The organism is Kitasatospora sp. NPDC058478 (assembly GCF_042720345.1).
Taxonomy (GTDB): Bacteria; Actinomycetota; Actinomycetes; order Streptomycetales; family Streptomycetaceae; genus Kitasatospora.
Genome location: NZ_JBHXML010000016.1, coordinates 21596 through 40290 on the forward strand (window position 1 = coordinate 21596; position 18695 = coordinate 40290).

14 protein-coding genes and 1 pseudogene are annotated in these 18695 nt (G+C 72.1%); 4 read left to right on the forward strand and 11 right to left on the reverse strand.

All coding sequences use genetic code 11. From position 1 onward, the window contains the following. The first annotated feature begins 849 nt into the window (after positions 1-849). Entirely contained in the window at positions 850-1929 is a 1080-nt protein-coding gene (locus ACFWPT_RS11315) for a hypothetical protein (protein ID WP_380481270.1), read from the forward strand. Positions 1930-1985: 56 nt separating this feature from the next. Here the strand turns inward: ACFWPT_RS11315 and ACFWPT_RS11320 are convergent, their stop codons facing one another. The 6 genes from ACFWPT_RS11320 to ACFWPT_RS11345 form a co-directional block, all read right to left on the reverse strand. Beyond that, positions 1986-3305, reverse strand: coding sequence for a ferritin-like protein (locus ACFWPT_RS11320; protein WP_380481272.1), 1320 nt, complete (start codon positions 3303-3305; stop codon positions 1986-1988). After that, positions 3302-4090: a putative DNA-binding domain-containing protein gene (locus tag ACFWPT_RS11325; RefSeq protein ID WP_380481275.1), complete on the reverse strand. Its 789-nt coding sequence runs from the start codon at positions 4088-4090 to the stop codon at positions 3302-3304. The genes ACFWPT_RS11320 and ACFWPT_RS11325 overlap by 4 nt, the downstream gene beginning before the upstream one ends. A gap of 1 nt (position 4091) precedes the next feature. Further along, positions 4092-4988 carry a DUF692 domain-containing protein gene (locus tag ACFWPT_RS11330; RefSeq protein WP_380481278.1) on the reverse strand — a complete coding sequence of 299 codons (897 nt, stop codon included), beginning with the start codon at positions 4986-4988 and terminating at the stop codon, positions 4092-4094. Beyond that, complete coding sequence (locus ACFWPT_RS11335; protein WP_380368519.1) at positions 4985-5632, reverse strand: hypothetical protein; 648 nt, start codon at positions 5630-5632, stop codon at positions 4985-4987. Before ACFWPT_RS11335 ends, ACFWPT_RS11330 begins: the two co-directional genes overlap by 4 nt. A gap of 250 nt (positions 5633-5882) precedes the next feature. After that, on the reverse strand, positions 5883-7256 hold the full coding sequence (locus ACFWPT_RS11340; RefSeq protein ID WP_380368522.1) for a histidine kinase dimerization/phospho-acceptor domain-containing protein: 1374 nt from the start codon (positions 7254-7256) through the stop codon (positions 5883-5885). Continuing rightward, entirely contained in the window at positions 7253-7939 is a 687-nt protein-coding gene (locus ACFWPT_RS11345; RefSeq protein ID WP_380368524.1) for a response regulator transcription factor, read from the reverse strand. Before ACFWPT_RS11345 ends, ACFWPT_RS11340 begins: the two co-directional genes overlap by 4 nt. A gap of 432 nt (positions 7940-8371) precedes the next feature. Here ACFWPT_RS11345 and ACFWPT_RS11350 point away from each other — a divergent pair, with 432 nt between their 5' ends. The 3 genes from ACFWPT_RS11350 to ACFWPT_RS11360 all read left to right on the forward strand — a co-directional run bounded on the left by ACFWPT_RS11350 (position 8372) and on the right by ACFWPT_RS11360 (position 11205). Beyond that, positions 8372-9124 carry a DUF2993 domain-containing protein gene (locus ACFWPT_RS11350; protein WP_380481281.1) on the forward strand — a complete coding sequence of 251 codons (753 nt, stop codon included), beginning with the start codon at positions 8372-8374 and terminating at the stop codon, positions 9122-9124. Between the two features lie 20 nt (positions 9125-9144). Beyond that, positions 9145-10335 carry an alpha/beta hydrolase gene (locus ACFWPT_RS11355; protein WP_380481283.1) on the forward strand — a complete coding sequence of 397 codons (1191 nt, stop codon included), beginning with the start codon at positions 9145-9147 and terminating at the stop codon, positions 10333-10335. Between the two features lie 75 nt (positions 10336-10410). Then, positions 10411-11205, forward strand: coding sequence for an SGNH/GDSL hydrolase family protein (locus tag ACFWPT_RS11360; RefSeq protein WP_380368533.1), 795 nt, complete (start codon positions 10411-10413; stop codon positions 11203-11205). A 65-nt stretch (positions 11206-11270) separates the two neighbouring features. On the opposite strand, the gene ACFWPT_RS11365 is transcribed toward ACFWPT_RS11360, so the two are convergent. The 5 genes and pseudogenes from ACFWPT_RS11365 to ACFWPT_RS11385 all read right to left on the reverse strand — a co-directional run bounded on the left by ACFWPT_RS11365 (position 11271) and on the right by ACFWPT_RS11385 (position 18547). Then, a complete protein-coding gene (locus tag ACFWPT_RS11365) occupies positions 11271-11642 on the reverse strand; it encodes a ricin-type beta-trefoil lectin domain protein (protein WP_380481286.1) in 372 nt (123 codons plus the stop codon). Between the two features lie 103 nt (positions 11643-11745). After that, positions 11746-14172, reverse strand: a pseudogene (locus tag ACFWPT_RS11370) (glycoside hydrolase family 3 C-terminal domain-containing protein); the annotation flags it as partial. 407 nt (positions 14173-14579) lie between these two features. Further along, on the reverse strand, positions 14580-15338 hold the full coding sequence (locus ACFWPT_RS11375) for a thioesterase II family protein (RefSeq protein ID WP_380481289.1): 759 nt from the start codon (positions 15336-15338) through the stop codon (positions 14580-14582). Between the two features lie 66 nt (positions 15339-15404). After that, a complete protein-coding gene (locus ACFWPT_RS11380; RefSeq protein ID WP_380481291.1) occupies positions 15405-16640 on the reverse strand; it encodes a cytochrome P450 in 1236 nt (411 codons plus the stop codon). Continuing rightward, positions 16637-18547 (reverse strand): amino acid adenylation domain-containing protein, encoded by a 1911-nt coding sequence (locus tag ACFWPT_RS11385; RefSeq protein WP_380481294.1) that lies wholly within the window; start codon positions 18545-18547, stop codon positions 16637-16639. Before ACFWPT_RS11385 ends, ACFWPT_RS11380 begins: the two co-directional genes overlap by 4 nt. Positions 18548-18695: the final 148 nt, after the last annotated feature.

The following is an 18695-nucleotide window of genomic DNA, read 5'->3' on the forward strand; positions in this document are numbered from 1 at the left end:
CGGCCTCGGCTCGCCTTCCCGCCGACCGCGGAGAAGGCATGTCATCGATTCGAAACGACCGAATGCTCGACGCAGCCCCCCCTGGAGCTATCTGCGTCGGCCCGCCCATGCGGCTCCGGCGGATCCCTCGTGGATGCCGGAGCTCCTGCGTCATCGGTCTGTGCCCGCCCCATACAAGGACAGTGGTCGAGGATATGTCAACCACCTTTTCAACCAGGGCTACGAGCTTCACACACCTTCCCCGAAGTGCCGGTCCGAGGCCCGGATCCGCCTTCCTCCTCCGGAATCGCCCAGGCCGAAACCCGTGGCAAGCCGCCCCACCGTCCGCCGGCCCGGATCCCGGTCCACCGAAGATCAGCAGCTCAGACGGTGGTCGCCGGGATGCCGGCAGGCCCCTCGCCGAGGTGCCCGCAGCCGCCCGCACCCCCTGGACGCCGGACGCGCCGCGAAGACACCGCCAACCTCCCGTTGCGCGAATGAACTTGTGATGGCTGGCCTGCTAAAGCGTTTAAGTTCCCATTGGCATGGACCATTTTGGTATGGACCATTTATCTCGCTCTTCCGAACGCGTCCAGCAGGAGGTGCCCCCTGACCGACTGAACCGCCAGCTCAGGCATCCCGGCAACGGCCGTCCCCCACCGGCCGAAGCTGCTACCCGGCTGGCGGACGCCACCGCGACGGCCCGGGCCGGAGCATGACGGCCCCAGGGCCGAGCGGACGAACGGCGAGGGGTCCGTCGCCATGCCCGTGCGCCGTCCACCGCCCGACCCGGAACGGCGCACGGGCAGGCACGCCCCAGCAGCAGGTACCGAGTGGTTCTTCGTCCCGGATCCGGTGGTGACAACGACAGTGCCAGGAAAGAACGAACTCCCGACCGTCCTCCAAAGTGATCACAACACCTATCTGGCCGGCGCGTTACCGCTCTGCGCGATCCTCGCGGACGAGGCCATGAGGCCATGGTTCTACTCGCAGTACATCCAGCTCTATGCCATGGGTTCCGACTCCCAACAGAAGGCGCCACACCTGGACTTCCACAGCTCACTGACCTGTCGGGAAGTCCTGCACACCCGGACACTGGACCGCGCGGCCGCCGGGCGCATCGGCCGCATCGTTGCGTTCCTCCGAAGCTGTATCGACTCCGGCCGGCACGTCATCGTCTTCGTGGACGACTCCTTCCTGCGGGGGGAGCCGCGTCCCTTCGTCCATGAGCTTCTCGTCCACGGCTACGACGACCGGTCGGAGCAGCTCCGCGTCGTCGGCTTCGGCGGTGCGATCGGACGGCCCGGAAGCCAGCGGTTCCAGACCCTGGAGTTCGGCTACCGGGCTTTCGAGGAAGCCTTCGAACGAGCGCTGTCCCTGACGGCACCGAACTCCGACTTCGCCGCGATCCGCTACCCCGTCCAGCTCCTCCAGCGTGTGCGGACGCGCCCGGCGTTCGATCCCGGGCGGCTGTGGACCGAGCTGTCGAGCTACCTGGAGGCACCCGAGCTGGACATCTTCCGCGCCGGTACCGAGTACTGGTGGTGGTCCCCACCGAAGCCCGAGGCCCAACCGCCCGACTTCACCGTCTCGTCGGGGTTCGAGGTCCATGGCAGGTTCCTACGCCATCTGAAGGCCGTCGAGGCGGGAGACCACCTCATCGACTACCGGCAGTTCCACCTCCTCTGGGAACACAAGACGGCCGTCCTGCGCCGACTGGAACACCTCGCCCGGGAGTTCGACCTCCAGGGCGGCCTGGACGACGTGATCTCCGGTTGCCGCCGCCGCGCACAGGAGTTCCTCGACCTCAGGCTCAAGGTCCTGATGGCCCTCAACGGCAGGAGCACACCCCAGGCAATGGCCCAAGGGGTATCCCTCGTCACACGTACTCTCCACGAGGAGCCGGAAGCACTGTCCCGTGCCAGGGACGTCGTGGCCGGCCTGCGCTGAGCGGCTCACGTCACCGAGTCGCGAAGCGGGCGTGCCGGGGCGCCGGTCGCGGTCCGTCAGTTGGGCATCGGGCGCGGGCGGCTGGCGGGGGGATCCGAGGGGATGTCATCCACGCTGGGCAGGTTCTTCAGGAGCCAGTGGACGCTGTTGTCACCGCCGAGTTCGGGGAAGTCGACGACGGCGGTCTCGCAGAGCCAGAGCAGGTGCTCCTTCATGGTCCGGTGCCCCTTCGCCTTCTGCTCGGCGGCGAAGTCGTAGTACTCGAAGGTGGGAGCGGCACAGGTCCCGTCCCAGGCGGGGTCGTCGCTGCCCGGGGTCGTCATGAGGAGTTCCGCGATGGGGTAGAGCACACCACTCATCGAGGCGATGAAGGTGCGCTCCAGGTGGTAGCGGGTGTTCCGCTGGTTCGGGTTGAAGTTCGACTGGACGTCGTAGAGCTTGTCGAGCATGGCCAGGGTGTAGCAGTAGGCGGCGTTGAAGAGGACGGCCAGGCCTGCGGCCGGTCCGGAGAAGCCCTTCGCCCGGGGATCGCTGGGGACGTTGCGGACCTGCCCGGTGACCTCGATGCCCTGTTCGATCCTCTTGAACTTCGCGTAGTGCGAGAGCTCGTCGAGGCCGGGGCGCGGGTTGACCGGGTCGATCGGGACGGTGGCCTTCTTCGGGTCCACGCCCTCGCCCTGCTCGACCACCATCTTCAGAGCGGTCTCGGCGGTGTGGAGGTCGGTGATGACCACGGGTTCGCCGCCGCCGTCGTGGTTCCAGTACGCGCTCTCGTACTGCCAGGGGGCGTTCGCCTTCGCGTACTTCCACACGTCGTCCGGGTCGGCCTCGGTCAGGTGCTTGAGGCCGACTTCGATCGCCTTGTAGAACTGGCCGAGCGTGTTGTACGCGTCCGGTTGCGGCTTGGCGCCCTTCTCGGCGGGCAGTTCCAGCGGCAGGAACACCCGGTTCATCAGATCCTTGCTGCACGGCTCCAGGTGGAGGGTCAGCGGCGGAGTCCGATGGAGCATCAGGCTCGGGTACCTGGTGATGAAGTCCGGGTCGTAGAAGACGATCCGGTCCGCTCCGCCGAGCGCGATGATCAGGTTGCGCACCAGGCACAGGTGCAGCATCTCCTCGATCGCGATGCTGATGATCGTGCGCTGGGCGGAGATTCCCGGGTCCCACTGGCTGTGGCCCTTGGTCCCGATGGAGTAGGCCGCGTACAGGTACATCGGGACGGTTGACAGCTCGACCTGGGCCGCCTGGTACAGGTGGTCGAGCAAGGTGTCGATGTCCTCGATCGGTCGATCGGCCTTGATCGTGCCGATCGGGGTGACCGCGAAGGGGATGTCGGGAAGGCGGCGGGTGGCGGGCTTGGTGGCGTCGGTCGTCATACCTCGGCTCCGTTCGGTTCCGGGCGCTCGGGGCGCGGTGAGGGCGGTGCGGGCGGTGTGGGCAGTGCGGGCAGTCTGGGCGGTGCGGATGGCGGACCGGCCCGGTCGGGGCGGTCGGGGTGCTCGGTGTCGGGGTGCTCGGTGTTCGAGGAGGCGAGGAGCGTGCGCCGGACGTCCTCGGTCAGCTCCGTGACGTGGACGCCGTGGTCCCGGCGGCGCAGCGCCAGGAGTACGGGGCGTGCGGCCGGCGGCTGCGGGTCCTCGCCGCGGGCCACCGCGGCCGCGTAGCGGTGCACGGGGTGCCGACAGGCCAGCACGCGGCACGCGCGGGCCGGATCGGCGTCGTACACCTCGGCGAAAGCCCGTTCGTATCCTGCGAGTTCGACGATCAGCTGGACCCAGGGGTCGGCGTCGCGGCCCGGTGGGTCGAGGTCGGGCCTGGTGGTCGCGAGGTGTGACGCGAAGCCGTCGGCGAAGTGCTCCAGGGTCCAGCTGCGGGGCGGGCAGGTGCTCAGGTACTCGGTGGCGAGCGCGTCGAAGGCCTCCGGCCCCAGGAGTCGGCGCAACGCGGGGAAGCAGGAGCGCAGGCAGGCCAGCAGGCGCAGCCGGTAACCGCGGCGGTAGATGTCCAGCCGCTCGCCGGCGGTGAGCCGGCCGGACGGTGTGAGCACCTGGTCGGCGGCCGCGCCGCCCTCCTGGTCCGGGCCGGTGGCGTGGAGGACGGCGGCCTGCAGCCAGTGCTGGAGTTCGGCCAGGTGCGCCGGCGCCCCTTCGACCGTCGACATGTCAGACTCCCGTCGCGACGGGGACGTTGGTCGGATCGAGGGCCCGCCGGCGCGCCTTGTCGAGTTCCGCGACCAGCTCGGGGAAGGGCGGCAGGCGGTCGTCCCACTCCAGCAGGGTGGACACGGGCCCGGTCAGCGCGATCGCCGCGTCGTACAGCTCCCACACGGCCGGTGCGACCGGTCCGTCATGGGTGTCGATCAGATGTGTGCCCGCGTCGGTGTGACCGGCCAGATGGATCTGCACGACCCGGTCGTGCGGGAGTGCTCCGAGGTATGCGCGCGGATCGGTGTCGTGGTTGACGGCCGACACGTAGACGTTGTTGACGTCCAGCAGGAGCCCGCAGTCGGCCTCGACCGCCAGACGTGCGACGAACTCCTCCTCCGGCATGGTCGATGCGGTGAAGCCCACGTACGTGCTGGGGTTCTCCAGCACCAACGGGCGCTCCAGGAAGTCCTGCACGGTCCTGACCCGTCGCACCAGATGCGTCAGCGCGGCCTCGGTGAAGGGGACCGGCAGCAGGTCGTGGGTGTTGAGCCCGGCGACCCCGGTGAAGCACACGTGGTCCGACAGCCAGGCGGCGCCCACCGCGTCGGCCAGCTGCCGGAGCCTCCTCAGGTAGTCGAAGTCCAGGGGCTCCACACTGCCGATCGACAGCGACACCCCGTGCATGACCAGGGAGTGCCGCTCGGCGACCCGGTCCAGTACGTGACGCGGGTGGCCGTGGGAGTCGAGGTGGTTCTCGGAGATGATCTCCAGCCACTCGGCGCCCAGCTCATCGCCGAGGTGGTCCAGTACGTACCGGTGGTGCGGGCTGCGCAGGCCGACACCGAACCCCAGGTTCGGCAGGTCGAAGCGGGACACCCGGTCGGCCCGCTCGCCGTGGTGACGCTGCGTCACGCGTTCGCCTCGTCCGACGGCAGCGGGAGCACCTGCGGCTTGCTCCGGTCGAGCCTCTTCTTCCTCCGCTCGGCCTCGTTCACTTCGTACGGCGGGACCAGGTCGTCCGGGTAGCCCTCGCCCGGGGACGGACCGAACGGGAGGCCGGCGGCGTACATCCGGGCCTCGAACAGCTGGCGGGCGAGCTTCCAGACGCTCTTGCCCTTCAGCGGGCCGCCCGCGAACACCCGGCTGACGTTGATCGGGCTCGCGCAGCTGCCGTTCTGCCGACAGGCCTGGTCGCCCGGCTTGGCGAGTTCCGCGTCGGGGCCGGTGTAGCCGCACCCGCCCTGCCCGCGGCACTCGTTGGCGCCGTGGCACACGTGCAGGACGGTGGCACAGGCTCCCATGCCCGCCATCGGCGCCTTCTCGTCGATGTCGTGGTTCCGGCAGGCGTTCAGGCCCATGCACACGTGGAGCTCAAGGGCCTTCTGCAGGTCGGCCGCGGACACGCGCGGCCCGCCGGCCTCGTGCGCGGCGTGCCGCAGCGCGATCCCGTCGTCGCCGCCGAGGATCACGCGCTCGATCTCCGCCAGCTCCTCGGGTCCCAGATCCGGGAAGCCGTCACCTTCGGCCCTCCTGCCACCGTTCTCCCTGCCACTCACGAGTACCTCCTCGATCGCCTTGGGTCGGGCACCCACGGCGGTGCGATTCCGCCGCGATGTGACGCGATGTGATGTGGCGCGATGTCACGCGATGTGACTCGCGCCACAGTCGCCAAGGTCATCACAGTCGGAGGCGGGCTGGATAGCGCCATATGAGTAGTGTGCGAATTATTCCTTCGAAGCGAGCCCCGGGCGCTGCTCGGGGCAGGCGGTTCGGACGCGGCTCTGGTCCGGGGTGCTGCGCGGGCGGCTACGCGTCGAGCGGGATGGTGCCGAGGGCGACGGTGAAGCAGGCGCCGCCCTCGGGGCCGTGGCCGTGGACGGTGATGGTGGCGCCGAGCCGGTCGGTGAGGCGACGGGTGATGGCCAGGCCGAGGCCGGTGCCGCCGGGGCGGGTGCCCGCATAGCGGGAGTGCAGGGCGCCGGGTTCGAAGGCAACCCGGATGTCTTCGTCGGTCAGGCCGGGGCCGCCGTCGCGGACCTGTAGCTCGGTGTCGCCGCTGTCCGTTCGGCGCAGGGCCAGCACCACGGGGGCGCCGGGCGGCGAGATCCGCACGGCGTTGCCGATCAGGCCGTCGAGCAGCTGGCGGACCCGGAATCCGTCGGTGACCGTGATCACGGGTTCCCCGGCCGTTTCCACCCGCAGGTGGAGTTCGCTCTGTCGGACCCTCTGGTCCCAGGCTTGCGCGGTCTCACGGACGAGGGCGGTGAGGTCGGTGGGTTCGCGGGTGATGGGGAAGTCGTCGGCGTCCAGGCGTGCGAGTTCGAGCAGGTCGGAGACGAAGCGGTCCAGGCGTTTGGTCTCGGTCAGGAGGATCTGGCCGACCTGGGCCTGCTGCCCGGGTTCGACGACCCTGTCGGTGAGGGCCTCGGCGTAGCCCTGGAGTGCGGTGAGGGGGGTACGGATCTCGTGGGAGATCGAGGTCAGGAAGTCGCGCTGGCGCTGTTCGCTGCGTTCGAGGGCGGCGCCCAGTGCGTTCAGGGCCTGGGCGACGTCACGGGCCTCGGTGGGGCCGTCGGCCTCGCAGCGCAGGCCGCGTTCACCTGCGGCGAGTCGGTGGGCGACACCGGCCGCCGCGACCAGGGGGCGGGCGATGCGGCGGGCCAGCAGGGCTCCGGCGAGGGCGGCTCCGACCAGGCCCGCGACCAGGGGGAGCGTCAGGCTGCCGCGCATCCGGCTGGCCGCCGCATCGACCTCGGTGAACGGCTGGGTCAGCACGACAGCGCCGCCGTTGCTTGCCGGGTGTCCCTGGACGAGTACGCGCTGGTCGCCGAGCGAGGCCGTGGCGGAGAGCGTCCGTCCGGCGAGCAGCGCGTCCCGGTCGGCCGGGGCGACGGCCTTCGCCGCGGGGCCGTCCACGTGTCCGTCGGGAGCGACGACGGCGACCAGGACGCCGGTGGCCCCGGTCAGCCGCTGGGTCTGGTCGAGGAGCAGCACGGACAGGTTGGGAGCGAGGCTGAGCACGGTGGCCTGCCGGGACAGGCGCTCCCGGTACTGGGACTCGGCGTTGGAGAAGGCGGTCTGCCAGGCCGCGACCCCCGCCAGTAGCACGGCGGTGGCTGCCACCACGGTGGCGAGCAGGACCAGGCTGCCGGTGAGTGAGCCCGCGCGCAGGCGCCTCACCGGTCCGGCTCCTGGGCGCTGTAGCCGATCCCCCGCACGGTGCGGATCGGGCTGGCGTCGCCGAGCTTGGCGCGCAGCTGCGAGACGTAGACGTCGACGACCCGGCTGTCGCCGTAGTCGGCCTGCCCCCAGACCTGGGCGCGGAGCTGCTCGCGGCTGAAGACCTGACCGGGCCGGGCCAGCAGGTGGGCGAGCAGGTTGAACTCGGTGGTGGTCAGCTCCAGCGGTTCACCGTCGCAGAGCACCGTGCGGCGGCCGGGGTCCAGGCGCAGTCGGCTGGTGCCCAGGACGGCCGAGACCGGTGGGCCGGCGGTGCGGCGCAGCACAGCCTTGACGCGGGCGACCAGCTCGCGGGGCGAGAACGGTTTGGTGAGGTAGTCGTCGGCGCCGATCTCCAGGCCGAGGATCCGGTCGGCCTCCTCGTCCCGGGCGGTGACCAGGATGACGGGCGTCCAGTCGTCGGCGGCGCGCAGCCGGCGGCAGAAGTCCGTGCCGTCCAGCCCGGGCAGCCCGATGTCGAGAACGATCGCCACCGGCCGCAGCCGTGCCACGGCAGCCAACCCGGCGGTGCCGTCGGCCTCGGTGTGGACGCCGAAGCCCTCGCGGGTGAGGTACAGGCGCTGGAGGTCGGCGATGTGGCGCTCGTCCTCCACCACCAGTACAAGGCCCTTGCTCTGTGTCATCTGTCCGGTGTCACCGCAGTCTCCCTGCGCCGCGGCACCCATCTCGCGGCTGCTTGGCCAGTCGCGCGTGCCACGGCTTCGAACTGCACCGATGCTAACCCGCGGACCGTCACCGTCCGGCGGACCGACGGCGATCCTTACACGGCCCGAACACAGGCCGAACCTTCGCCTTGCACAACGGCGACAGGATGCTTCCGACCTCGCCGACCCGCGGGGTCAGGACAAGGGAGAGCAGTCGTGCTCACGGGCTCCAGATCCCTCGCGCTGCTCGGCGTCTGTGTTGCGGCCCTCCTGATCGTCGCGGTCGTCGTGCTGCTCACGCACACCGGTCGCGCCCCGTCCCCAGGACAACGGCCGACCACAGGACGCCGCCGGGACCGCACCGGGCCGCCCGCCCCCCTCCGACGCCCCGACGACGACAGCAGGACAATGATGACCACCCGTCCCGAGCCGGCCCGAACCGCCACCACGCGGCTGGGCCGCCTCCGCCGCCCGACCACCCGGCGAGGCCGGATCACCCGCGCCGTCGTCCTGCCCGTGGCCGTCGTGCTGGCCCTCGCCGGGGGCGGCGAGGCCGTCACCCGGCACGTCCTGGAGAGCCGGATCGCCGACCGCATGGGAAAGGCGCTCGCCACCCGCGTGACGGTCGACACCGGCGCCGGCCCGGCGCTGCTCACGGTCCTCGACCGGCACCTGGATCACGTCACGCTCGGCGCGGACAACGCCCACCTCGGCCCACTCACGGGCGCCTCGGTCCGCATCACGCTCGACGACCTCCACTTGGCCGAGCCCGCGACGGCGTCCGACGTCCGGGCCACCGTCACGATCCCCGCCGACTCCCTGGCGGAAACGATCCGCGACTCGGGCCAGGGCGTTCCCGTCAGCAGCACCCGGACCGACCCCGCCACCGGCACCCTCCTGCTCGCCCTGGGCCCGGGTGGCATGGGCCAGTTGACGCTGAAGCCCGCCCTGGCCGGCGACCGGGTCACCATCACCGCCACCAGCCTGCAGTTCCTCGGCCGAACGATCACCGGTCCCCAGCTCGACCAGATCAACACCAAGCTCACCGCGCGGAAACAACAAGCCGACTACCCCCTGTCCCTCAGGCCCGTCTCACTCACCGTCACACCGACCGGACTCGCCCTCACCCTGGCCTCCGGCCCCACCACGCTGAAGCAGCCATGAACCAGGAGCCGACCCCGGCGATGACCGACCCCACGACACCACCGTCCAGCCACCCCACGACACCACCGTCCAGCCGCCGTACCCGCCTGCGCCGACGCATCGTCATCGCCGTCACGGGCCTGCTCGTCCTCACTCTCACGGCGGCGTCCGGCGCGCTGTGGCTACTGACCGGCAAGTTGCTGCACCCCACCGACGACACCCCGCTGAACACCCGCGTCATCGCCGTGGGGACCGCGACGGTGACCCTTCCCGCCACCGACGAGAGCCGCTACGCCGGCACCTACGGCCTGGTCTGGCAGGACAGCGGATCCGCGCAGCGGCGCTCGGGAGAACTCGGCCGCATCCTCGCCTCGGACAGCAAGACCGTCACCCGCGAACTCCAGGCCACCACCCCACCCGCCGTCGGCGCCAAGGCGAAGATCATCGTCACCGTGTGGAACTCGGACCCGCGCCGAGCGGTGGGGCTGGACCACCAGGACGTCAGCTACCCCGGCGACCTGGGCCCGATGCCCGCCTGGTACCTCCCGGGCTCGCGCAGCACCTGGGTCATCCAGGTCCACGGGCTCGGCGCCGGCCGCAGCGCGGGCCTGCGGACGATGCCCGAACTGCACGACCTCGGCTACCCGATCCTCGACATCACCTACCGCAACGACCCCGGAGCACCCCGCGACTCCAACGGCAACCGACAACTCGGCAACACGGAATGGCGCGACCTCGACGCAGCCGTCCGCTACGCCCGCGCCCACGGAGCCTCCGGTGTGGTGCTCTACGGGTTCTCCATGGGCGGCGCAATCGTCGAGAACTACCTGCAGCGCGCCCAGGACACCAGCGCGGTCCGCTCAGTCGTCCTCGACTCACCCGCACTCGACTACCGGGCGGCCATCGACACGATCGCCACCGGCCTCGGATTCCCGTTCCCCATCGCCGACCTCACGGCCCCCTTCATCCAGATCCAAGCCGGAGTGGACCTCGACCAGGTCGACACCCTGGCGGCGAACCGGCGCAACGGCGGCCCCGGACAGCCCGTGCTGCTCTTCCACGGCACCGCCGACACACTCGTCCCGTACGCCAGCAGCGCCCGATTCGCCCGCGACTGGCCGGACAAGGTCCGACTCGTCACCGTCCCCGGGGCCGGCCACACCGGCTCCTGGAACGCCGACCCCGCCCAGTACGACAAGGAGCTCGCCGACTTCCTCGGTCAGCACTCCTGACCGCGTCCCGGGCACCGCGCCGCAACGCCGAACAGCCCCACTGACACACCAGCCGTCCCACCAAGGAGGCAACCGATGAGCCGAACCCGCCCCGCAGCCCTCGCGGCCGCGCTCCTCACCCTGACGACCACCGCACTCGCCGCCACCACCGGCACCGCCCACGCCGCCACCGTCAACTACGTGGCCCTCGGCGACTCCTACTCCGCGGGCGGCGGATCATCCAGCACGTACCTCAACAGCTGCAACCAGAGCACCAACGCGTACCCGTACCTCTACGCCCAGTCCACCTCACCGGCCACCTTCGACTTCCAGGCCTGCGGCGGCGCCACCACCACCGACGTCGTGAACAACCAACTCGCCCCGCTCACTTCCGGCACCACCTTGGTCAGCATGACCATCGGCGGCAACGACGTCGGCCTGCGCGACGTACTGGCCTCCTGCTTGCTCGGCAGCGACGCCGCCTGCCTCAGCGCCGTCTCCTCCGCAGAGAACACCGCCCGCACCCAACTCCCCGGCGAACTCGACACCGTCTACGGCGCCATCCGCTCCCGCGCCGCCAACGCCCACGTGGTGATCCTCGGCTACCCCCGCTTCTACGACTCCGGCGCCCCCCTCTGCCCGGGGATCAGCCCGGCCAGGCGTTCTGCCCTCAACGACGGCGCCGACGTCCTGAACAGCGTCATCCAGAGCGAGGCCGCCAAGTACCCGAACTTCGCCTACGCGGATGTGACCAGCCGGTTCGCCGGCCACCAACTCTGCGACCCCGCTCCCTGGCTGCACGCCCTGAACTGGCCGATCGGACAGTCCTTCCACCCGACCGCCGCCGGCCAGGCCGGCGCCTACCTCCCGGCTCTGGAAGCAAACGACTGACGCAGCCCCGCCGCCGCGGCCATCGGACGGCGGCGGGCGGCGGGCGCCTGCGCCGACGGCAGGTGTCAGGACGGGAGGGTCCAGCGCTGGTTGGGGCCGCCGTGGCAGTCCCAGATCTGCAGCCTGGTCCAGTCGGCGCCGCTGCCGTCGCGGGCGTCGAGGCAGCGGCCGGAGGCCGGGTTGAGGAGGGTGCCGTCCGGGCGTGGCTGCCAGCGCTGGGCGCCGGTGCCGTTGCAGTCGTAGAGCTGGGCGGGTGTCCCGGCGGCGGTCCAGCCGTTGGTGACGTCCAGGCACTTGCCGAGGGCCCGCAGGGAGCCGTCCTGCCCGACGGTCCAGTCCTGGGCGCCGGTGGAGTTGCAGCGGTAGAGCTGGACGGCGGTGCCGTTGGCCGTGTCGGCGCGGATGAGGTCCACGCACTGCCCGGCGATGCCGGTCACCCGGCCGCTCGGGCGGGGGGTGGCCCAGCTCTGCTCGGCGCCCCCCCGAGCAGGTCCGCAGCAGCAGCCGGCCGCCGGCGGCCGCGAGGCAGCGGCCGGATTCCGGGTGGAGGAGCGAGGAGTCCGGGCCCGGGCGCCACACCTGGTCGGCGCCTGCGGTGCAGTCCCGCAGCCGGACGGCGGCGCCGTCGTCCGGGCCCGCCGGGGTCAGGCAGCCGTCGAGGGCACGGACGGTGCCGTCCGAGCCGACCGCGGCGTCCTGGGCCGCCGTGCCCGCGCAGCCGGCCAGCCGTACCGCCTCGTTGCCGTCCGCGGCGGCGGCGGCCGCGTCCAGACAGGACCCGTCGGCGCCGGTGATCCGCCCGGACCAGGTGGAGACGGCCGGCGAGGCAGGGACGTCCACCGTGCCCTGCAGCTTCGGCGCGCGCGAGGAGGAGCCGACCATCAGGCCGTACCGCCCGCCGGGCACCTGCCAGCCGTGCACGCCGGGATCCCAGAGCGCGAAGGAGGAGCGGTCCAGCGGCAGTTCCACGTGCGTCGAACGGCCGGGCGCCAACGTGACCTTGTCGAAGGCCTTGAGCTGCTGCGGCGGCTCGCCGGCCGCGGACGGGAAGGAGACATACAGCTGCGGCACCTCGGTGCCGGTCCGGGCCCCCTGGTTGGCGAGGTCGAAGCCGACCCGCACCCGGCCGGCGGCGTCCGGGCCGGTCACGGTGAGGTTGCTGTAGCCGAAGGTGGTGTACGAGAGGCCGTGGCCGAAGGGGAACAGCGGGGCGGTGGCGGTCGCGTCGTACCAGCGGTACCCGACCGCGAGCTGCTCGGTGTAGTGGTAGGCGCCGTCCGTGCCGGGGTACTGGGAGGCGTCCCGGATCGGCGTGGCCGCCGCCGAGGTCGGGAAGGTGACGGGCAGCCGCCCCGCCGGGTCGACGTCGCCGAACAGCACGTCGGCGAGCGCGGCGCCGCTCTGCTCGCCCGGGTACCAGGCCTCGACCACCGCCGGCACCGCGTCCAGCCACGGCATGGTGACCGGCCCGCCGGTGTTGAGCACCACCACCGTCCGCGGGTTGGCCCGGGCGACGGCGCGGATCAGCGCGTCGTCCGCCGGGGCGAGGTCCAGCGAGCCGCGGTCCGCGCCCTCGGTCTCCTCGTCGCCGACCACCACCACCGCGACGTCCGCCCCGGCGGCCACCGAGGCGGCCGCGGCCGCGTCGTCGCCCGGGTGGTAGCGCACCGAGACGCCCGCACCGGCCCGGGCGGCGATGCCCTGGCGCGGCGTCACGACCTGGTCGGGGTAGGGGGCGACGTGCGAGGAGCCGTAGCCGCCGGTGTAGGCGTGGTCGGCCCACGGGCCGATCACCGCGACGGACGACAGGTGGGCGGCGTCCAGCGGCAGCACCGCCCCCTGGTTGCGCAGCAGCACCGTCCCGGCGGCAGCCGCCGCCCGGGCGTCGCGCGCGCCGGCGGCGGGGTCGGCGGCGGGCGGCTGGCCGCCGTCCAGCGCCCCGGTCCGGACCATCAGCCGGAGCACCCGCCGCACCTGGTCGTCCAGGACGGCCGGGGCGAGCCGCCCGTCGGCCACGGCGGCCGTCAGGTCGGCGAAGTACGACGTACCACCGAACTCCTGGTCCAGCCCGCCCGCCGCGGCGTTCACCGAGGAGTGGGTGGCCGGGTAGTCGGAGCCGACCACCCCGTCGAACCCCCAGCGGCCCTTCAGCACATCCCGCAGCAGCGGGAAGTTCTCGCACGCCCAGATGCTGTTGACCGGGTTGTAGCCGCACATCGCCGACCAGGCCCGGCCGTCCCGGACGGCCGCCCGGAAGGCGGGCAGCTCGATCTCGGCCAGCGTCCGCTCGTCCACCTCGGAGCTGTACGACTGCCGGTTGTTCTCCTGGTTGTTCGCCGCGAAGTGCTTCACCTGCGCCGCGACCCCCTGCGCCTGGATGCCGCGGACCTCCGCCGCCGCGACCCGCCCGGCGAGGAACGGGTCCTCGCCCAGCGTCTCGAAGTTCCGCCCGCCCTGCGGCACGCGCACGAGGTTCACCATCGGCGCGTACAGCACCTGGTAGCCGCGCGCCCGGGCCTCCCGGCCCAGCACCGCGCCGAAGGTGGTGGCGAGCCCCGGGTCGAAGGCGGCGGCCAGCGACACCGGTGCCGGCAGCGCCGTCGCCGGTTGCCCGTCCCGTACGCCGGCCGGGCCGTCGGACAGCAGCAGCGGCGGGATGCCCAGCCGCGGCACGCCCCGGACGTAGCCGACCGCGTACACCCCGTTCGGTGCGGCGACCCCCTGCAGCAGCGTCGCCTTCTCGTCGGTGGTCAGCTGGCCGAGGAGCGCTTCGACCCTCTGCTCCGGCGACGGCCCGCCTTGCGACGGCCCGCCTTGCGACCACCCGTCCTGAGACCGCCCGCCGTGCGGCTGCGGACCGCCCGGTCCGGCGACCGCTGGGCACATGCCGGAGCCGGAGGCGGCCGCCAGGAGGCAGCCGCTGAGCCCGAAACGGAGTATTCGCGTCCACGAGGAGATACGCCGCATGGCAGCACCTTTCGACGAAGGCGGGCCGAGCCGGGAGGGCCGGGAAATGTGACGGCCAGTCAAATTTACGGCGCATTAACACTTACCGGCAGGTAGCGCGCAAGGGCGCGTCGGAGGCACCGAGGGGCGCAGACAGTCACCGAGGGGCGCGGGCGGGGTCGTCCCGGCCGTCGTTGACGCTTCGCCTATCCGCTGTCAACGCGCCGACCCTAGCCTGTCCGCGCCCCGCGATGCGGGCGGTATGCGGAAATGAGTTGAGGTGCGATCAGTGAAGTTCCCCCCGCCAGGCCCTGCGCGCTCCCCTCCTGCGCCTGGCCGTGGCAGCGCCCGAAGCGGCGGATCGGTGCTGCCGGCCGGCTCGTCCGGGCGCAGGTGTCAGAGGGGTCAGGGGTCAGAAGGTGCAGGTTTCAGGGGGTGCCGGGCCGGGTGGGCGTCAGGTCCGCGACCAGGAGCGCCAGGAGGTCCGTCGGCGCCTCGATGAAGCGGTAGTGGCCTCCCTCCAGGAGTTCGAAGGTCGTTTCGCCGCAGGCCGACCAGCCGGTCATCAGTGACGGCTCGATGCCCGTGTCCTCCGTCCAGCCGATGGCGGTGATCGGGGACGGCAGCCGGACCGGCTCGGCCACGTGGTAGCGCTTGTTCATGTCGACGTCCTTCCGCAGGACGCCGAGGTAGAGCGCGAGCAGGCTCGGTTCCAGGGTGCCGCCCAGTTCCGCGACGAGCTGGCGCAGTTCGCCGGCCAGCTCGTCGTCGTCCATGCCGAGGAAGCGGCCGTAAGGGCCGTCCTGCGGCGCGACCTCGGCGGAGACGAACACCCGGGTCGGGGCGGGGCAGCCCCTCTCGACCAGCCGTACGGCGGTCTCGTACGCCGCCAACGCGGAGCCGCAGTGCCCGAACAGCGCGTAGGGACGGTCCAGGTAGGGGCGCAGCGCCTCGCAGAGGTCGTCGGCCAGCGCCTCGTAGGTGGTGTGGGCGGGCTCGCGCATCCGGTTCTCCCGGCCGGGCAGCTGCACGGGGCAGACCTCGACGCCGTTGACCGATGACGGCCACTGGCGGTACATGCTCGCTCCGCAGCCGGAGTAGGGCAGGCAGAACAGCCGTGCCGGTGCCACCGGCGACGGCTCGCGCAGGAACCACTTGTTGCGGGTACGGGCCGGCGGAGCGTTCACTGATGACCTTCCGGGAGGGGTGGGGGCTTCTTCTAGGGCTCGGCTGCGGGGTGCTGGTGCCGGCTGCTAGCGGGTCCGCGCGGTGATCGGCAGGTGGGTGAAGCCCGCGATGATGTTCGAGCGCATGCGGCGAGGTGCCCCGGCGAGTTCGAAGCCGGTGAACCGGCCGAGCAGTTCGGCGAACAGGATCCGCAGGGCCACCCGGGCGACGGTGTGTCCGATGCAGTAGTGCGCGCCGACGCCGAACGCGATGTGCTTGTTGGGTCGCCGCCGGATGTCGAAGGTGTCCGGGTCGGCGAACACGGTCTCGTCGCGGTTGGCCGACCCCAGCCACACGACGACCGCGTCCCCCGCGGGGATCGGCACGCCCCGGACCTCGACGTCGCGGGTGGCGTGGCGCATGAAGTGCTGGGTGGGCGAGGCCCATCGCAGTGCCTCCTCCACGCCGCTGCCGAGCAGCTCCGGGTGTGCCGCCCAGTCGTCAAGGACCGGCGTCCCGGCCAGTTCGACCATCGCCGCGACCGGTGGCTGGGCGGTGGTGACGGTCGCACCGAGCAGCAGGCTGTAGCAGTTGGACACGATCTCGCCCGGCGACAGCCGGCGTCCGTCCAGTTCCATCGTGAGCAGCACGCTGATCAGGTCGTCACCCGGTGCGCGGCGACGCGCGGTGACGACGTCCTGGAAGTAGGCGAACAGTTCGCGGTGGGCGGTCACGAGGGTGGCCTGCGGTCCGGCGGCGAGCTGGAACTCGGGGTCGTCCGCGGCGATGCAGGCGTGGGCGAGCCGGACCAGCCTCGGCCAGTCCTGTTCCGGCAGCGCCATCATGGTGCCGATCACCGCCATCGGCAGGGTGGCCATGGCGGCGGCGAAGTCGAACGGGCCGCCGTCGGCCAACGGCCGGAGCAGCTCGACGATGACCCGGCGGATGGCCTCCCGGTCGTTCTCCACCGTCTTGATCGACAGCGCCTGCTGCAGCGGGCCGCGCAGGTGCGCGTGCCGGGGCGGGTCGGTGACGGCCATCTGCCGGCCGCCGGCGGGGTCGCCCTGGCCGAGGAGGTTGAGCAGGGTGCCCTGTTCGGAGGTGAACGTGTCGTGGTCGCGGAGCACCCGGTTGGCCTCGGCGTAGCCGACGACCGACCAGTAGCCGATGTCGCCGACCGGCTGCCAGCTCACCGGGGCGTGGCGGCGCAGCCGTCGCCACACCTCGTGCGCCCCGCCCGAGTGGTAGAGGTCGGGGTCGATCAGGTCGACCGGCTGCGGGGCGAGGACCGGGCATCGCGGGGTCGGGGGAACCGCCGTCATCGGGGCTGCTCCTGCCGTGCGCCGTCGGCCGGGCCACCCGCCGTCAAGCCGTCCGGGTCCGCCGTCCGCATCCGGGCGGTGAGGGCCGTCGCCAGCTCGGCGACGGTCGGCGACAGGTACAGGATCTGCGCGGGGAGGTCCACGTCGAACTCGCGCTGGGTGGCGACCAGGAGGTCGGTGGCCAGCAGGGAGTGCCCGCCGAGGTCGAAGAAGTCGTCGTCGACGCCGACCGGTTCGATGCCGAGGATGTCGCCCCACAACTCGGTCAGCCGTATCTGCACCTCGGTGACGGGCGGGACGAACTCGTTGGCCACGTTGCGCGGTACCCGGGTGGCGGTGGGCAGGGCGCGGCGGTCGATCTTGCCGTTGCGGTTCACCGGCAGTTCGGGACGGACGAGGATCGCCCAGGGGATCAGGTAGCCCGGCAGCCTGTCCCGCAGTTCGTGGCGCAGCCGCCGACCGAGGTCGGCGTTGCCCGCCGGATCGGGCTGCGCGGGCACGACGTAGGCCAGGAGCCGGGTGCCGCCCGCCGGATCGGCCTGCGGCAGCACGACCGCGTGCCGCACCTCGGCGAGCCGTTCCAGCTCGACCTCGACGGCGCGCGGTTCGGCGCGGTAGCCCTGGACCTTGACCTGGTCGTCCGCGCGACCGACGAACTCCAGCGTGCCGTCGGGCAGCCATCGCACGAGGTCGCCGGTCCGGTACATCCGGGCCCCCGGCTCGGTCCCGAACGGGTCGGGCAGGAACCGTTCGGCCGTTGCGGCCGGGCGGCCCAGGTAGCCGCGGGCCAGGCCCGCCCCGGCCACGTAGAGTTCGCCGCACTCGCCGACGGACACCGGCCTGAGGTCGTCGTCGAGCACGGCGACCCTGGTGCCGCTGATCGGGCGGCCGATCGGCACGCTGCGCAGCTCCGGGAGGGTGCTGCTGGTCCAGCAGGTCGTGTACGTGGTGTTCTCGGTCGGCCCGTAGCCGTTGGTGAAGAGCAGCTCCGGGTAGCGGGCCAGCAGGTGCTGGACGTGGCCCGGCGAGGCCACGTCGCCCCCGGTGAGGACGTGCCGCACGTCGGCGAACGCCTCCAGGTGGGAGCTCACCATCTGGTGGAAGAGCCCGGTGGTCAGCAGCAGGACCGTCACACGCTCGGCGCGGACGACGCGCGCCACGTGCTCCAGCGTGAGGGCGACCGGGGGGAAGAGGACCAGTCGGCAGCCGTTGACGAGGGGGGCCCAGATCTCGAACGTGGACGCGTCGAACGCGACCGGCGCGAGGTGGAAGAAGACGTCCTCGGCGCGGACGTCCACCCAGTCCGCGCCCCGGACGAGCCGGTCGATCGCCCGGTGGGGCACGCCGACACCCTTGGGCTCGCCGGTGGAGCCCGAGGTGTAGCTGACGTAGGCGAGCCGGTCCGGGTCGCCGGGGCGGGCCGCAGCCGCCGGCCCGGTGGCCGGCTCCTGCGCCGGGCCGCCGTCCGTCACCGTGACCGTCACCGTGACGACGGTGTCGGGCAGCTGCTCCCCCAGGGCCTCTCCGACGATCACCATGCCCGCGCCGGCGTCCTTGAGCAGCAGCGCGTGGCGGCCGGCCGGGTCGTCCGGTTCGAGTCCGAGGTACGCCCCGCCCGCGATGAGGACGGCGAGCAGGGCCACGATCAGCTCAGGCGATCGCGGCACCAGCACGCCCACGACGTCCTCCTGCCCCAGTCCGGCCGCTCGCAGCCGCCCGGCGAGCCGGTTGGCGCGGTCGTTGAGCTGCCGGTAGGTCAGGGTCCGCCCGTCGCAGGTGACGGCGGGCGCGTGCGGGGCCCGCTCCGCCTGTTCGGCGACCAGCTCGTGGATGGCCCGTGCGTCGAACGGTGGCCGTCCGCTGCCGACGAACGCCGGGATGTCGGAGGTGAGGACCGTCTTGGTCAACTGCTTCCCGCTTTCCTGTACTGAAGTGTCCCCGTCGGGGTTGAACGCGCGACCGCGTGGGCCGTCGCCGTGGCCATCGCCGTCGCGGTAACCGTCGCGGTGGCCGACGCGCAGCACGTGGTGCGCGGTGTCACCGGGTGCGTCCACC

Bases quoted from the DNA above. Each gene is read 5' to 3' on its own strand.
- ACFWPT_RS11320 (WP_380481272.1), bottom strand. From the start codon at position 3,305: ATGACGACCGACGCCACCAAGCCCGCCACCCGCCGCCTTCCCGACATC.
- ACFWPT_RS11325 (WP_380481275.1), bottom strand. From the start codon at position 4,090: ATGTCGACGGTCGAAGGGGCGCCGGCGCACCTGGCCGAACTCCAGCAC.
- ACFWPT_RS11345 (WP_380368524.1), bottom strand. From the start codon at position 7,939: ATGACACAGAGCAAGGGCCTTGTACTGGTGGTGGAGGACGAGCGCCAC.
- ACFWPT_RS11350 (WP_380481281.1), top strand. From the start codon at position 8,372: ATGACCACCCGTCCCGAGCCGGCCCGAACCGCCACCACGCGGCTGGGC.
- ACFWPT_RS11355 (WP_380481283.1), top strand. From the start codon at position 9,145: ATGACCGACCCCACGACACCACCGTCCAGCCACCCCACGACACCACCG.
- ACFWPT_RS11360 (WP_380368533.1), top strand. From the start codon at position 10,411: ATGAGCCGAACCCGCCCCGCAGCCCTCGCGGCCGCGCTCCTCACCCTG.
- ACFWPT_RS11380 (WP_380481291.1), bottom strand. From the start codon at position 16,640: ATGACGGCGGTTCCCCCGACCCCGCGATGCCCGGTCCTCGCCCCGCAG.